Here is a 14485-nt window from a genome sequence, read left to right as displayed (position 1 = left end):
GGGGCTAAAAAGTTTGGCTCAACAAATCGTCGCTGCTAACCCCGTAACTGCGCTGAGCTCGATCGAGGGCATCTCTCGTCGAAGTATCCAAAACTCCGCTGATCGAGCCTGTGTAAAAGCCGAGGTCTTGCAGCCGCCTTTGTAATTGCTGAATGCTCGATCGAGAGTTGAAACTGCTGCTAATTGGAACAGCAGGAACAGCTAGCCGCCCAGCTAATCCGTTTTGGAGCGCAGCCCAAGTCGCCGGAGTGGCAATACCCGTCGCCGGTGACAAATTGCGTTCCTGCTGAAACGACAGCACCGCAAACTCAGTCTCGGCTCCAAATACTCCGTTCACCGGGCCGGGGTTTTTGCCCAGACTTCTGAGCGCAGACTGAAGCTGTCGGACAGCAGGCCCAGTATCGCCCCGTCGCAGACCAGCGGCGATTTGCTGCGGCACAGGCGCGGAGGCCTGCCTGTTGCCTTGCCGCAAAGCCGATCGAGTGCTGCGATCGACCCTTCCAGTCCCGAACAGCCCGCTATCTCTCTGAAAGCGGATCAAAGCTGCCTGAGTTGGTCGATCGAACCAACCGTGAATCTGGCTCCTGTAATAACCCAATTCTTGCAGCCGCCGCTGCACAAATTCTACTTGTCGGCCTCTGTCGCCCAACTCCAGAAAATCTCCGGCATTACTCTGTTGCTCATCTTCCTCAGTCCATGAGGTAATTTGAGCTTGCCTCATCTGGGCATCGATAGCAGTCAAAGTAGCAGTGTCAGCGCAGCCGTCAGAAACCAGATTGTAATCTTGCTGAAAACGAGTCACAGCGTAGAGAGTGCGTTCGCGAAACTTGCCGTCAACGCCGCCTTCAAAATAGCCCAAAGCTTTTAATTGCCGCTGGATCAAGTCTACCGTCGCCCCTCTGTCCCCGAACCGCAGCCCCTTGCAACCGCCATTCCCTGAAATATCCCCTGGAAGCGTAACGGGGGGAACTGGCCGGGTGGAACCAAACAGCAAAGCTAAAGTTTGCCTATCGGCAATTCCAGTTACCCGCAGTCGATTTATTCGCTGGAAGTATCTAACCGCATTTTGAGTAACTTCGCGAAAACTCCCTGTTGGACGCGCGTTGAAGTAGCCTAGCTGCTGCAACCTGCGCTGGAGTGCGGAAACATCTGCACCCGCGTCTCCAAAACGCAGCTCCCGATAATTTGTATAAATAGTATTAAAAGGTCGATCGTCATCCCCGGCAAAACTGTTGAGTGCGATCACAGTAGCTCGATCGGGCCTACCAGTCAGCGACAGTTGATAGTCTCGCTGAAAGTTAGTCAGCGCCTGTTTTGTTACCGGGCCGAGTTGACCTGTCGATGATCTGGGAAAATAACCGAGTTCCCGCAACCTGTCTTGAACAGAGCGCAAATTTGGATATCCCGGATCTATTTGAGCAAAAGCCGAACCGGCTGCACTCAAAACCGACAGCATCAAAGCCAGAGACAGCAAACGGACGTAAGTCTGACTCGATAGGTTTTGCCACTTGGGCTCATCAAAAATTTTCGACTCTGCGGGTGCTTCGCAAACAAGAGCAAGTTCGAGGTAAGCAAGAGATTCCATAATTTTTTAGTGTGAAATTGTGGGTGGATTGTGTGAGCAAACTGCCAAAAATCATTTTTAGCACGCTTGGCTTGGATTCTATCAACGCTAAGTTCTACTTGGAAAGCGCGAAGCACCCGTTTTTCTAAAAAATTTACAGTCAAAAATAATTACAGGTAACAACCAAGATAGCATCGCTGCTTCTAGAGACGCGAGACTAAACAAAAAAGTTTGCAGGCATAGTCTTAGCCTTTAAGGCCAAAAGACAATAAGTTCTGGGGTAGTGCTGGCTAATATTTTATCTGGGGGCCGCAGAAATTACCACAAGACTTGCGGGCCGGTTCTTATCACCTTAATTGGTTGTCGGGTAAAGAGCCTGAAATCGCAGGTTTTTTGTTAAGAAACGCGGCTTCTTCATGTGGCGAGTGCGTCTGGGAAAGTACCGCTGATTAACGAAAAAACTAGCCACTAAAAATCCCCACTTTTGCTAGTTGCAAATAGAACGGGGATTTTTTGATAAGCTCACATCTTGCATCATTCTTAAGAACAGGCAAGATGCCTGTTCCACAAAGAGTGAATTTTCTTGTGGAATAGGCTTCTTGCCTGTTCATAAAAAGCTTATTGAGAATGGTGTAACATCTCGTAAGTTGACTGTGTATTAAAAAATCGACGCTCGCTTAAATTAAGCCGAACCGATCGCAAATTACAGCTACTCCCGCTGCAAAAATAGTAATTGCGATGGCTACTAGCGGGTTTTGGCCTCTGCTCACCGCAAAAGAGGTAACGACCCCAGCTCCCAAAGCTGCAGTAACAGCAGCAGTCGCCAAATCTCGATCGGGACGTTTGTCGTACATATTTTTTATTGTTGGTAGCTGTTAAGCTGAAAACTTACATCTTGTTATCCAAGCTACCATTCTTGCCTCTGCGCCAGTGACAACAGCCTGGGTTTTGCAACTAACCTTAAAATTTTGCTAATTTTCTTAACATACTCTCCTGAAAAACATAAGTTTTACTTATGTCTGTTCAAGTTTTTCTGTTGACTTTTAGCTATTGAAACCTTTTGTCTGCTGGGCTTTTATGTCAAATTCAGGATTTTGCAGGGGGCGATCGCACCCGCAGTCTGTGCGCCTCAAACTGCAATCTCAAATATCGTAAATAAATTTAACTTGACTTTTTGTGATAAATGTGTAAATCGCTATTTGGGCAACAATAGACAGGAAAAAAACCGGCGTTGGTGAACAATTTTCACACTGCCATTCCTTCGCTGCCGTCACAATCAGAGGAGTATATTTTTTGTCTAAATCCTATTCGCCCTCAATTCTTTCAGTATTGCCGCCTTTGACCCAACCTTCGCGATCGCCATCCTCAATCCGAATTCGCTGCCACTCTTTGTCGGGCGACTCTTCCAAAACTACGACTCTTTCCTTGTAACCAACACCGCCAATGCGGTTCGAGTCTCGGCTACCAGTATCCCGGAGAATTAAGCCGATCGGCTGAGTCACCAGAGCTCGGTAAGCTCCCGGTTCCAGCGGTTTCGGAGACGGGGCATCGCTAGATGTAGAAACAGGGCTAGCCTGGGCTGTTGACTTCGGCGCAGCGCCCGCAACCTGAGCTGGTGTTTTGTCGTTGGAAAAAACTGGTTTTTCGGGGATAGTAGTTAGCTTAGCGGCAAAGTAAAGTGCAGCAGCCACGCTAGCACCTGCCATCAGGACGATCGCGAGCAGAAAACCCACTAAAAATTTGAAAACGCTATATACAGTGTTCATAAAACCGCAAATGAAGGAAGAGGGAAGTTCGGCAACGGATTCTGTAACGGATGTAACGGATGTAACGGATGTCAGGCAGAAGGCAGAAGGCAGAGGGAAGAAAGTTGACTGTTGAGTGTTGACTGCTGAATGTTGAGTAAAATCTGGTAACTGCCAACTGACAACTGGCTACTAACTACTGACTACTGACTTCAAAAGGTTAACCTTGAATCCGGCGGCTCAAACTGCCGTATCTAGAAGCAAGGCGAGCTTTCCCAGCCGCGGCCCAATCTTGGAGAAACTGGATTTGCTCTTGAGCCGTTCTGGCTAAGGGCACCATCTGACTAGCTGATTCTAAAATATCATCCGTGGTAAAGTCTCGATTTTGGCTAAAGCCAATGTGCATTGCTTCAATCAAAGTTTGCTCGATTTCGGCCCCTGAAAAATCGGGAGTTTCGTAAGCCAAGCGCTCTAAATCGTAATTTTTGATGCTGTGCGATCGCAACCGCAACAAATGTACCTCAAAAATCGCCCGCCGTTCCTCCTGGCTGGGCAAACCCACAAAAAATATTTCGTCAAACCTGCCTTTTCTCAGCATTTCTGGCGGCAAAGACTGGATGTTGTTGGCTGTTGCGACTACAAACACCGGCGAAGTTTTTTCGGCCAACCAAGTAATAAATGTCCCGAACACCCGGCTGGTTGTCCCGGAATCCCCTTTACCGTCTAATCCCGCAAAAGCTTTGTCAATCTCGTCAATCCACAGCACGCAGGGGGCCAAAGCTTCGGCTAGCTGAATCATTTGCCTGGTGCGGGATTCCGATTCTCCGACTAATCCGGCAAACAAGCGCCCGACATCCAACCGCAGCAAAGGCAAATGCCAGTGGTGGGCGATCGCCTTTGCTGTTAAGGATTTTCCGGTTCCTTGAATTCCGACTAACAACAAACCTCTGGGATGCGGCAAACCGTATTGGCGAGCTCGATCGGAAAAAGCACCGCCGCGCCGCAGCAGCCATTCTTTGAGATTGTCCAAACCGCCGATATCGGATATATTTTCGCGGGCTGGGTAAAAATCCAGAATTTGAGTTTGGCGAATTGTTTGGCGCTTTTCTTCTAAAATCAGTTCCGCGTCGTCGGAATGGAGTTCGCCTCTGGTGGCGATCGCCTTTGCCAAAACTCGGCGGATTCGTTCGATCGACAACCCTTGGCAGGAGCGCACTGTTTCGTCCAGCAAACGCCCTTCAATGGCTTGTCCGGTAGCCCCTAATAGCCTTTCTACCTCAACTTTGATTTCCGCCGCCGCAGGCAGGGGAAATTCCAAAACTGTCATCACTTCGCTGAGGTCTTCCGGGATCGAAATTAAAGGAGATATGATGACAATATTTTTGGGCACAGATTTGAGGAGTCTCGCCAAATTCCGCAGCTTGCGGGAAATCGAGACATCTTCCAAAAACCGCTGAAAGTCGCGCAGAATAAAAATTGCCGGCGCAGTGGCGGGTAATTTTTCGAGAAATTCCAAAGCTTGCAGCGGGTTGCGCTTGCCAAAACCTGTATCGTTGGGATTGCCTTGGTAGCCATCAACAAAATCCCAGATGTAGACGGCGCGAGAACCTTGTTTTTTGGCACTTTGGGCGATCGCCGCTTCTACGCGCTCTTCTTCCCGTGTGGGAATGTAAATTAGGGGGTAGCGCGATCGCAGCAGTAGTTCAAACTCGTCGCTAAAAATAGTCATTAGTCAGTTGTCAGTGGTTAGTTGTTAGTTGTTAGTTGTCAGTGGTTATTTGTTATTTGTTATTTCTTATTAGCTAATGCCAACTGCCCACTGCCAACTGCCCACTGCCAACTGACTAAGGCAATTGCCGTTTAAGTGCTTCCAGAGACGCCCAGCGACTGTCTGAGACTGTTTCGGTGCTTTCTGTATTTGCATCATCAGTTAAAGAAATTCCCGGACATTCAGTATCGCATATCTGTTTGTGCGGCAGTTCCAAACACATTTGCTCGTACACCCAATCGCCCGGAGAGAAATAGCCACCGGGGGACAAATTTTCCACCAAATCTTCTAAAGCAACTTCTATTTCTGCTGAACTTGAATCTGTTTGATTTGCTGTTTCTTCGAGCCAGATTAGTTCTGATGAGTTAAGTGCCAAACGATGATTGTATTGTTTCAAGCATCTGTGGCAGGTGAGAGTAACAATTGTTTCTGCTTTTGCCTTCACCTCAAGATAATTCCCTTGGTGAGCCACTTGCAGTCGCCCCCGCACCGGAGTAAGAGTTTCTAAATCGGGGATAAATTCTTCAAAATCAATGACCTCTTTCCGCTCAGTTTTTGTGAGTAGATGAGGGATATAAATTGTCTCCATAATCTTTCGCCTTCCTAATTCTTGAATTCAAAGGTCAAAAGGAATAGTTAATTTTTTAACTTCTTCCTTCTTCCTTCTTCCTTCTTCCTTCTTTAGCGTCAGCGCAGCCGCACTACCAAACGCCGATCGGGTTCTTGTCCTTGACTGTAAGTTTCTATATCCTCACATTCGCTCAAAAAGCTGTGGACTTGACGGCGTTCTGCCGAAGACAGCGATTTTATTTCAACTTCAACTCCCGTCGATCGCGCTTGATCTGCTGCGTACTCTGCCATCGATCGCAATTCCTCTTGGCGGCGGATGCGATAGCCATTTAGTTCAACTGTATAAGGAATTGACTCCTCTACTTCCTGACCTATATTCTGAACCGTGTTGCAGAGGTACTGAATGGCATCTATTACATTACCGTTGGGCCCGACTAAGATTGCAACTTGTTCTGGAGTCAGATTGCTTTCATCTATTGTCATCCAATAGCAATCTTTTTGTTGTTCGCATACCACTTTTGAAGGAATTGCGGACAGTTGTAGCAATTCTTCTAACCATGCCTGTCCGCGCTGCATTTGAGAGTCTTTCATTGTTGTTAAAGTCAAGCCTTTTTCTTAGAACGCTTGGGCTCAAATGGAAGTGCATCTAATCCTTGTTCTTTTTGGGTTTTTGCCTCTGCTTCGTCCACTATTTTTTGCAGGTTTTCCGGCAGCGGTTCTCGCGACAAAATGAACGACTGAACAGTTTGGAAGATGTTAGCAATCAGCATATACATCAACACGCCGGCCGGCAGCGGGAAGAACAAAAACATCCCTGAAAATATGACTGGCGTCAGTTTGTTGACTGTAGCCTGTTGGGGGTTGTCGTTTGGTCCTTGTGCTTGTCCTGAAAGGATTTGGTTGATATACAAACTGATGCCGAAGCCCAGGATCATTACCAAAATATCCCAGTGGATTGTACCGTCTGAGTCGATCGCGCCAACGCGACCTAGAGCTTCAATAAACAGGAATCCTTTGTTACTAGCCAATCCGGGGATTGTGCCTTGAACTGTGGCTTCACCGGGCGCTAATGCCGTGATGTTGCCCTGTTCATCTACCTTGACAGTTTCTTCGCCTTTGATGACTTTCCAGCCCGGTTCAAAGTCGATTTCGCTTTTATTTTCTGCCGCTAAAACTTTGAGAGGTTTGCCCTCTGGGGTTTGAAAATTAATCTTGGTTGTGTCGCCGACTGCGAGTTTGTCGCCGCCTGGAATTACACCCACAACAGGAGCATGAAAAGTACCTGTGACGTAAATATTTTGTGGCGGTGTAGCAAAAGCTTGCGGTTGAACATTTTCGATTTGTTCTTTCGGCAAAACTTGAACGTTGACGCTGTAATTTATGTCAGAAAACGGCGAACCCCTGAGCGTTGCAAACAGTGCAAACAGCACTGGCATTTGCAGCACCAACGGGAAGCATCCTGCTAGAGGATTACCAAATTCTTTGTATACTTTGCTCATTTCCTCCTGCTGTTTTGCAGGATTGTCTTTATAGAGTTTTTGAATTTGATCTACTCGCTCTTTCATCAATGGCTGCGCTACTTTCATGCGCCGCATATTGCGAAGAGAGCCTGCATTGAGAGGATAAAGAGCAAAGCGAATCACAAGCGTCAGAGCTACGATCGCTAAACCGTAGCTTGGCACGATCCCGTAGAAAAAATCTAGGATCGGGAGCATGAGGTTGTTGGAGAGAAACGAGATACCGAAATCCATTCGCTTTGAGTTAATTTAGGTGCTCTATGTTTGCTGTTGAGAACTATTTTTACCCGCTTAACGCGAGCCGCCTCAATTTTTAGGGTTTTGTCTCTATCTTAGGACATTGCCCGTCGATCGACCGCCCGGTCTGCGGGTTTGTTTTAATGAGTTTGCCAATACTCGCACTGAATTGGGCCTCTAATCAGGGTGAAAGCGGTTCGGTTATTTAGCTTGGGCCGCGTTTGCTTTTTGAGCTGCTGCGGGCAGTTTTTCGTTAATGTAGTCATACATTGCTCGAAATTTCGGCATAGCTCTGAGTTCCAAGCGGCTGCCATTTTTCATGGTGAGCACCATGTCTCCGTAAGTCCCGAAACCGCGAGGTACTGTGACGATTTTGACTATATCTGAGTAGATAACGTCTGTCTGTTCGCCCCCCATCCAACCGCTAGTTACGGACACTCGGCGGCTCGTGATCCGATACCGCAGCCACAGAGCCCGGACAATTGCTCCTACTGCTAGGGGGATTCCCACCACAGTCAGCCCCAGGAGTAAATTGAGGATCAAGTCTCCGGGCGCGGGGCCGCCTTCATAATATACTTCCTCTCGAATTCCCATCTAGTACCTCGGCTTCTACCAACAACTGCTCTAATTCTTGCAGAATTTCTGCATAATTGCACTCTTGTGCGATCGGACGCACGACAATTACTAAATCCCACCCGAATTTTAATCGGGGCAATAGCTGTCGCAAAGCTGCCCGAATCTGACGCTTAATCCGGTTGCGGACTACAGCGCGTTTGCTGACTTTCAGGCTGATGGAAATGCCTGTGCGAGTGGGCTGCAAGGATTTTTCGGCTGTCGGTTTCGCAAATTCGGCGCTTTTTGGTTTACGCAGAGCTCTTAAGCTGAAATGGGCCGAGTTACGGCGGATTCCCTTGCGGTATACGGCGCTGAAGTCTTTTCGGTGCTTAAGTCGGTTTGTATCGGGCAACATGGCGTAGGGCGATCGTTGAGGCCTCTCAACCTTGATGCAGTGCTAGACTGCGAGGCGGTGGCGACCTTTGCTGCGGCGAGCTTTGATTACCAATCGACCGGTTACGGTACGCATTCTGGCGCGAAAACCGGATGTTCTTTTTCTTTTGCGGCTGGTTCCGTGCAGGGTTTGCTGTGTCATTTTGATTTCTCCCGGCTTGTTACTTTACTTTTGATTAATATTCACAATCTTCTAGTATACCATAGAAGGGTTTTCTTGGCAATAATATTTTTCACGGTTGAGATGTAATCAGAGTAAGAGTGAAGTTGCGATCGCAGCCTTGAATGATTGGTAAAGGCTAGAATCCCGCAGGCTTTAAGTGCGGTGGCCTTCTGAACTGCTGACATCTATTGAAAGCCTTGCGAAAAGAATTAATTGGATGTTTGAAAAACAATGGGTTAAAATGCCAAATATAACCAACCAGAAAAAACAGATGAATGCCACAGTATTAACCCCGAATCCGAATCCTTTAACCCAATTAACTTATCAAGTTCTAATTGAAAAGCACGATGAAGACCTCTACAGCGCAATAGTTTGGGAATTGCCAGAGTGCAGAAGCTCAGGATCTACTAAAGAAGAAGCTTTAAAAATTTTGCACCGATTGTTGACCGAGCGTCTAAAAAAAGTCGAAATAGTCTCTCTGACAGTAGACATTCCCCAAACTGAAAATCCTTTAATGAAGTGGGCAGGAGCCTTTAAAAACGATCCGCACTTTGATGAGATGCTAGAAGATATTGCAGAACTGCGCCGCGACAGGAATGTACAAATGGCAGAATATTACGATCGACTCGATGAAGCAGAAGCCACCAATAAAATTGAGGTGGAGGAAACAGCTAAGTGACTTTGTGGATATTTGATACAGACCCTGCCACACTTTTTCAGCAGGGGAATCCACAAATAGTGCAGCGTGTCAGGGCAGTTAATCCAAAAGATATTGCCATTACGATCGTTACATTTGAAGAGCAAATGTATGGAAGACTTAACCGTATCAGACGAGCGACATCAGGGGAGGAAATAATATCAGCTTATGCAAGTCTGCGAAAAACCATCAACTATCTGACCGAATTTGAATTGCTTGACTTCGATCGAGATGCTGAAAATTATTATAGGGAATTTTTGCGGCAAAAAATTCGCGTTGGCACGCAAGATTTACGGATTGCCGCGATCGCACTTGCAAAAAGCGGTATTCTACTTACCCGGAATCGCCGAGATTTTGAAAGAATCCTTGGATTGAGGTTTGAAGACAGGTCATTGCAATGATTGGGATATGCGATCGAGCATGATGTAGTTGTTGAAAAAAGTTCGATGGAGTTCACCATGATTCGACCAACCACACCCAATGACACCGCCGCGCCGATGACCCTGGCCGACGCCACCGGCCTGTTCGAGCCGAACCAACTCGATGAAGTTGGCGAAATGTTGGCTGACTAATTCGGTGACAACAGCGGCAGCCATCGCTTTTGGATCGCAGACGACGCCAGAGTGTCTCAGCCAAATGCGGCGATCGCGCGTGTCTCTCTCCCGGCGGACTAGGCCTGTTTCTTCCATGCGATCGATCGCGCCTGTCAGCCTCCCGCCTACCTGTTGCAGTTTGTCGCCAATGCTGGAAGTCGGCAAACCGTCTTCTTGCCACAAGCCCAAAGGGTGCAAGTCGGTTTTTTGGCGATCGAATGCTACGCTAAAAGCGGGAATCCGCCCTCTGCCGGATATGTTAACAATTCTTATTGTTCTTAAACTAGAAAGAGTAAATCTAGTTCGCGATCGGAATTTATGTTGCTTCCACCCGACCAACGCACCAAGTTAGACGACACCGACGACAATTTGTTCTATTCCAATCCCCGGTTTGTGACTCACGTAGACGATGGATTTATTCAGCAACTCACCGATTTATATCGGGAACGGCTGAAACCGAATACTCGGATTTTTGATATGATGAGCAGTTGGGTTTCTCACTTGCCCGACGAGATGCAATTTGCCCATGTTGAAGGGCACGGCATGAATGAAGACGAGTTGGCAAAAAATCGCAGACTGAATCATTATTTTGTGCAGAATTTGAACGCAAATCCCAAATTGCCACTGCCGGATGCAGAGTTTGACGCGGTTGTCAACTGTGTTTCCGTACAGTATTTGCAGCACCCGGATGCGGTTTTTGCCGAGATTCACCGGATTTTGAAGCCTGGTGGAGTAGCAATTATGAGCTTTTCCAACCGGATGTTTTATCAAAAGGCGATCGCGGCTTGGCGGGAAGGTTCGGAGGGCGATCGGGTAGAATTAGTCAAGGGCTACTTTGAGTCCGTCAAAGGAGCGAATATACCCGGATTTAGCAAGCCGGAAGTAATTGTTCGCAAGCCTAACTTGCCGAGTTTTATGCAAATGCTGCGAATACCAAGCGGCGATCCATTTTATGCGGTAGTTGCTTACCGCCAAAGTTAGGATTTTTGGGTCGTAAGGACTTTAGGTGGAGATTGAAAGCACTAAAGTCCTTACTACAAACCGATCGAAAGCTACGCTCTGTAGGTTAGGATATATTTAATATTTGCTCCTAAAATATGGAAAACCCGCTTTTGCAGCGCATCACACTCGCTCCAAATATTTGTCACGGAAAACCCTGTATTCGCCGTCTCGGATATCCAGTAGAGTTAATTCTTGAATTACTCAGTTCTGGTATGAATGCTAAAGGAATTATAGATGATTAGGACGATTTAGAACATGAGGATATTCTAGCTGCTTTGCTATTTGTCGCGCGGCTGAATCAAGTGAAAAGCATATACCGAGTATTGTAGTTCATCAGTAATAATAAACTAGGGTAACACCTTGATATGAAACCATATCACCAAATAGCGATCGACGAATGTGGCGAACCTTTAGTCCCTATTCCACCAGAACATTTTGCCTTTGAAATGCCGCACCCTTATCAAAAGTTGGGTGCACCCTATCACAACAGCCAAGCAGATTCCCCTTACTATTTGCGGCAAGGAGTTGTAGATAGTTTAATCGCCGCTCAAACCCAGCTACAGCAAAATTATCCAAATTGGAAAATTCTGATATTTGACGCTTATCGGCCGGTGGAAGTCCAGCAATTTATGGTAGATTATACTTTTAATCAAATTGCCCTAGCTCAAGGCTGCGAATTTCCGGTTTCCGAAGACAAACGTCAAGTGATTATAGAACACGTATATCAATTTTGGGCAGTACCGAGCCTCGATCGCGCGACGCCTCCCCCTCACAGTACAGGTGCAGCTTTAGATATAACTTTAGTGGATGAAAATAATCGGCAAATTGATATGGGTTCTCCGATTGATGAAATATCAGAACGTTCTTATCCCGATTATTTTGGTAAGAGCAAGGAGCCGCAAAAACAGGAATATCACCGCCGCCGGAAAATATTAAAAGATGCGATGATAGGTGCGGGTTTTCAGCAACATCCTAACGAATGGTGGCATTTTTGTCTGGGCGATCAGATGTGGGCTTGGTTGACAAATCCAAACAATAATGGTAGTCAATTTTTGGCCCGATACGGTCGCTATTAAAAGGGTACGCAATTAAATCGGGACTGGCGCACTCACAACCTTAAGAAAGGGGTTTTGTGACAAAAAACCTCAGCTTTTAACTGCTTCCTGTGGCAATAAACCTGGTTTCTGACACTCTGTGCCTCCAGGAATATAAAAGTTTGAGCAAAATAAATCATTTGTATCAGGATACACGGCAACTATTGCCAGCGGGGTAGCGGTGGTTTAAAATCAACGAGAGCGAACAAGTGCAGGCAAATCAAGCCAGCACTGCAAACCCTAAAGGATAACTCAGAGTTCACCCAGTCAGGAACCTCAGCCTAAAGGCATGAGGCTTGAAGGAGAAATCTAACAAGCCATTCTGACCGGCCTAAGTCTTAACTGACTACGTTTTTTGGGTCACGATACCGGAGAATGCGAAGCTAGTTTTCCGCTCTATCGCTGAGGGTTAAACAGTCCTAAGGTCACTGGGACGGTGCTTTCAGCCTAACAAGCCCTTAAAACATTGACCGACAAGCTAACTTTACTCCGAAAGGAGAACGGGACAACCATATCCCGGCGGGGAGGCAACCATACCTCCCCAACCCCGCAAGGGGATTTAATTCAATGTAAAGCCGTCCTAGAAGGACGGGGTTTCAAACCCATAATTCTGATGAAAGCACTCATCCTCTCTGGCGGTAAAGGAACACGCTTGCGTCCCCTCACCTATACGGGTGCTAAGCAGTTGGTTCCTGTAGCAAATAAGCCGATACTGTGGTACGGAATTGAAGGAATTGTGGCGGCTGGGATTACGGATATTGGGATTATTATTAGTCCCGAAACCGGGGAAGAGGTGAAGACGAAAACAGGAGATGGATCTCGCTTCGGGGCCAAAATTACTTATATCTTGCAAGAAAAGCCGGCGGGGCTCGCTCATGCGGTAAAAGTTGCCAGACCATTTTTGGGCGATTCTCCGTTTATTATGTATTTAGGAGATAACTTAATTCAGAATCAGTTAGATCCGTTTTTAGAGATTTTTAACAAGCAGAAACTAGACGCTCTGATTTTGCTGCGTCCCGTTCCCAATCCCTCTGCATTCGGTGTGGCAAAAGTTGATGAGAAAGGCAGAGTTTTGGAGTTAGTAGAAAAACCACAAGATCCGCCATCGAATTTAGCACTGGTGGGAATTTACTTTTTTGCTCCTACTATTCACGAGGCGATCGATCAAATTCAACCCTCTGCCCGCGGCGAACTGGAAATTACAGACGCTATTCAACAGCTCATGAATCAGGAAAAACAGGTAGAAGCCTGCAATTTAGAGGGCTGGTGGCTGGATACGGGTAAAAAAGACGATTTGCTGAGTGCAAACCAAATCATTTTAGATAGCCGTATCGTAGCTTCAACTGAATTAAAAGTAGACGCCAAGAGTCAAATTATAGGACGAGTGCAAATAGGCGAAGGAACGGAAATCATTAATTCTACAGTTCGCGGGCCGGTGGTAATTGGGGAAAATTGCCGCATTGAAAATTGCTTTATCGGGCCTTACAGCAGTATTGCCGATCGCGTGACGATGATTGATGCTGATATCGAACACAGTGTAATATTACAAGGGGCGAAAATACTTGGCATTCACCAGCGAATTGTTGACAGCGTGATCGGGCAGCGAGCTCAACTCACAAATGCGCCGGCTCGTCCAAAAGCTTTGCGGTTTCTGATTGGTGATGACAGTCAAATTGAGTTAGCTTAAATAGGAAGGAGAAGGTTGTGCGATTGATTCGAGGTAAGGTGAGCAATGTATCTGTGTCAACTTAAGCTCAAAGGTACTACGAGTCTACTGTCTTCTTTCCACAGTCTTCCCGATCCCCCCTAACCCCCCTTAATAAGGGGGGGACAAGACTATTCAAAGTCAACCCCTACTCCCCTTCTTAAGGGGGATTTAGGGGGATCGAGACTCGGATAGAAACCCGATTTAGACATGGTTTCAGTCTTAAGCTGGCACTAAGGGTGGGCACGGCGTAACTTACATTTAAAGGAGAAGAAAGTTTGCAGTACGAAGAAATACCAACTCAACAGATAATACATAAATTGCGGCAAACTTTGGAGCCGCAAATTGGTATTGCTCCGCCCCTGTTGGGAATAGAAAATAGTACGATCGCCCAAAACGAAGATGACGAAGATATCGCCCTTTTAAAGGCAGGTTTCGACATTTATAACATCCCCATTACCTCTTACCAAAGGCGACTCGGTGCCGCAGTCATCGTCGTTAGGAAAATAGTCAGAAAATTGCTCAGACCGGTACTCGAACGACAAGTAATTTACAATTTTGCTAATACCCGCGTCGTGCATACCTTAAGCACACAATTGCAACAATTGCAAGAAAATCAACAAACTATCTTTGAAAAAATTGAATCGGAATTCAGCAGCGAATATCCCGAAGTTACAGCACAGCTTGAGACTCAACAAAGAGCGATCGCAACTTTTCAGTCGGAAATAGAGCAAATTAAAGCAGTGCAGCAGCAACATACTGCTATTTTAGAGAAGATTACCGCTCAATTGCTCGATCGACAAAAATAAAGCATCAAAGATG

General features: G+C 46.6%; 18 protein-coding genes. 7 read left to right on the top strand and 11 right to left on the bottom strand.

Annotated features, from left to right (window positions below; genetic code table 11):
* Nucleotides 1-4: 4 nt before the first annotated feature.
* The 10 genes from QUA00_RS00875 to rpmH all read right to left on the bottom strand — a co-directional run bounded on the left by QUA00_RS00875 (nucleotide 5) and on the right by rpmH (nucleotide 8551).
* Nucleotides 5-1585 carry a peptidoglycan-binding protein gene (locus QUA00_RS00875; protein WP_333408389.1) on the bottom strand — a complete coding sequence of 527 codons (1581 nt, stop codon included), beginning with the start codon at nucleotides 1583-1585 and terminating at the stop codon, nucleotides 5-7.
* 656 nt (nucleotides 1586-2241) lie between these two features.
* The gene (locus QUA00_RS00870; RefSeq protein ID WP_242724391.1) at nucleotides 2242-2418 is read right to left on the bottom strand and encodes a hypothetical protein; all 177 of its coding nucleotides are present in this window, start codon (nucleotides 2416-2418) and stop codon (nucleotides 2242-2244) included.
* Between the two features lie 450 nt (nucleotides 2419-2868).
* A complete protein-coding gene (locus QUA00_RS00865; RefSeq protein WP_333144705.1) occupies nucleotides 2869-3330 on the bottom strand; it encodes an SH3 domain-containing protein in 462 nt (153 codons plus the stop codon).
* 199 nt (nucleotides 3331-3529) lie between these two features.
* Nucleotides 3530-5038 carry an AAA family ATPase gene (locus QUA00_RS00860; protein WP_333144706.1) on the bottom strand — a complete coding sequence of 503 codons (1509 nt, stop codon included), beginning with the start codon at nucleotides 5036-5038 and terminating at the stop codon, nucleotides 3530-3532.
* Between the two features lie 115 nt (nucleotides 5039-5153).
* Nucleotides 5154-5666: a YceD family protein gene (locus tag QUA00_RS00855; protein ID WP_333408388.1), complete on the bottom strand. Its 513-nt coding sequence runs from the start codon at nucleotides 5664-5666 to the stop codon at nucleotides 5154-5156.
* Between the two features lie 98 nt (nucleotides 5667-5764).
* Nucleotides 5765-6238, bottom strand: a complete 474-nt coding sequence (locus tag QUA00_RS00850; protein ID WP_333039170.1) for a R3H domain-containing nucleic acid-binding protein — start codon at nucleotides 6236-6238, stop codon at nucleotides 5765-5767.
* 11 nt (nucleotides 6239-6249) lie between these two features.
* Complete coding sequence (gene yidC / locus QUA00_RS00845) at nucleotides 6250-7398, bottom strand: membrane protein insertase YidC (protein ID WP_333144709.1); 1149 nt, start codon at nucleotides 7396-7398, stop codon at nucleotides 6250-6252.
* 204 nt (nucleotides 7399-7602) lie between these two features.
* The gene (locus tag QUA00_RS00840) at nucleotides 7603-7995 is read right to left on the bottom strand and encodes a PH domain-containing protein (protein ID WP_333057957.1); all 393 of its coding nucleotides are present in this window, start codon (nucleotides 7993-7995) and stop codon (nucleotides 7603-7605) included.
* Nucleotides 7967-8371, bottom strand: a complete 405-nt coding sequence (rnpA, locus tag QUA00_RS00835) for a ribonuclease P protein component (RefSeq protein ID WP_333144710.1) — start codon at nucleotides 8369-8371, stop codon at nucleotides 7967-7969. Before rnpA ends, QUA00_RS00840 begins: the two co-directional genes overlap by 29 nt.
* 42 nt (nucleotides 8372-8413) lie before the next feature.
* Complete coding sequence (gene rpmH / locus QUA00_RS00830; protein ID WP_015174196.1) at nucleotides 8414-8551, bottom strand: 50S ribosomal protein L34; 138 nt, start codon at nucleotides 8549-8551, stop codon at nucleotides 8414-8416.
* 292 nt (nucleotides 8552-8843) lie between these two features.
* Here rpmH and QUA00_RS00825 point away from each other — a divergent pair, with 292 nt between their 5' ends.
* Together QUA00_RS00825 and QUA00_RS00820 are read left to right on the top strand one after the other, a co-directional pair.
* Complete coding sequence (locus QUA00_RS00825; protein WP_333144711.1) at nucleotides 8844-9251, top strand: type II toxin-antitoxin system HicB family antitoxin; 408 nt, start codon at nucleotides 8844-8846, stop codon at nucleotides 9249-9251.
* Nucleotides 9248-9670 (top strand): type II toxin-antitoxin system VapC family toxin, encoded by a 423-nt coding sequence (locus QUA00_RS00820; RefSeq protein WP_333408387.1) that lies wholly within the window; start codon nucleotides 9248-9250, stop codon nucleotides 9668-9670. The genes QUA00_RS00825 and QUA00_RS00820 overlap by 4 nt, the downstream gene beginning before the upstream one ends.
* Here QUA00_RS00820 and QUA00_RS00815 read toward each other — a convergent pair.
* Entirely contained in the window at nucleotides 9659-10201 is a 543-nt protein-coding gene (locus QUA00_RS00815; RefSeq protein WP_333408386.1) for a MarR family transcriptional regulator, read from the bottom strand. The genes QUA00_RS00820 and QUA00_RS00815 overlap by 12 nt on opposite strands.
* On the opposite strand from QUA00_RS00815, the gene QUA00_RS00810 reads away from it, so the two are divergent.
* The 5 genes from QUA00_RS00810 (at nucleotide 10181) to QUA00_RS00790 (ending at nucleotide 14472) form a co-directional block, all read left to right on the top strand.
* The gene (locus tag QUA00_RS00810) at nucleotides 10181-10843 is read left to right on the top strand and encodes a class I SAM-dependent methyltransferase (RefSeq protein WP_333408385.1); all 663 of its coding nucleotides are present in this window, start codon (nucleotides 10181-10183) and stop codon (nucleotides 10841-10843) included. The two genes, QUA00_RS00815 and QUA00_RS00810, sit on opposite strands and share 21 nt — an antisense overlap.
* A 116-nt stretch (nucleotides 10844-10959) precedes the next feature.
* The gene (locus QUA00_RS00805) at nucleotides 10960-11106 is read left to right on the top strand and encodes a DUF433 domain-containing protein (RefSeq protein WP_333408384.1); all 147 of its coding nucleotides are present in this window, start codon (nucleotides 10960-10962) and stop codon (nucleotides 11104-11106) included.
* 123 nt (nucleotides 11107-11229) lie between these two features.
* On the top strand, nucleotides 11230-11940 hold the full coding sequence (locus QUA00_RS00800) for a M15 family metallopeptidase (protein ID WP_333408383.1): 711 nt from the start codon (nucleotides 11230-11232) through the stop codon (nucleotides 11938-11940).
* A gap of 631 nt (nucleotides 11941-12571) precedes the next feature.
* A complete protein-coding gene (locus tag QUA00_RS00795) occupies nucleotides 12572-13645 on the top strand; it encodes a glucose-1-phosphate thymidylyltransferase (protein ID WP_333161695.1) in 1074 nt (357 codons plus the stop codon).
* 296 nt (nucleotides 13646-13941) lie between these two features.
* Nucleotides 13942-14472, top strand: a complete 531-nt coding sequence (locus QUA00_RS00790) for a hypothetical protein (RefSeq protein ID WP_333408382.1) — start codon at nucleotides 13942-13944, stop codon at nucleotides 14470-14472.
* Nucleotides 14473-14485 lie beyond the last annotated feature (13 nt).

The organism is Microcoleus sp. T2B6, assembly GCF_036700475.1.
Classification (GTDB): domain Bacteria; phylum Cyanobacteriota; class Cyanobacteriia; order Cyanobacteriales; family Microcoleaceae; genus Microcoleus.
Note: the sequence above shows the minus strand (reverse complement) of the source record. Positions and strands in the feature narration are given on the sequence as shown.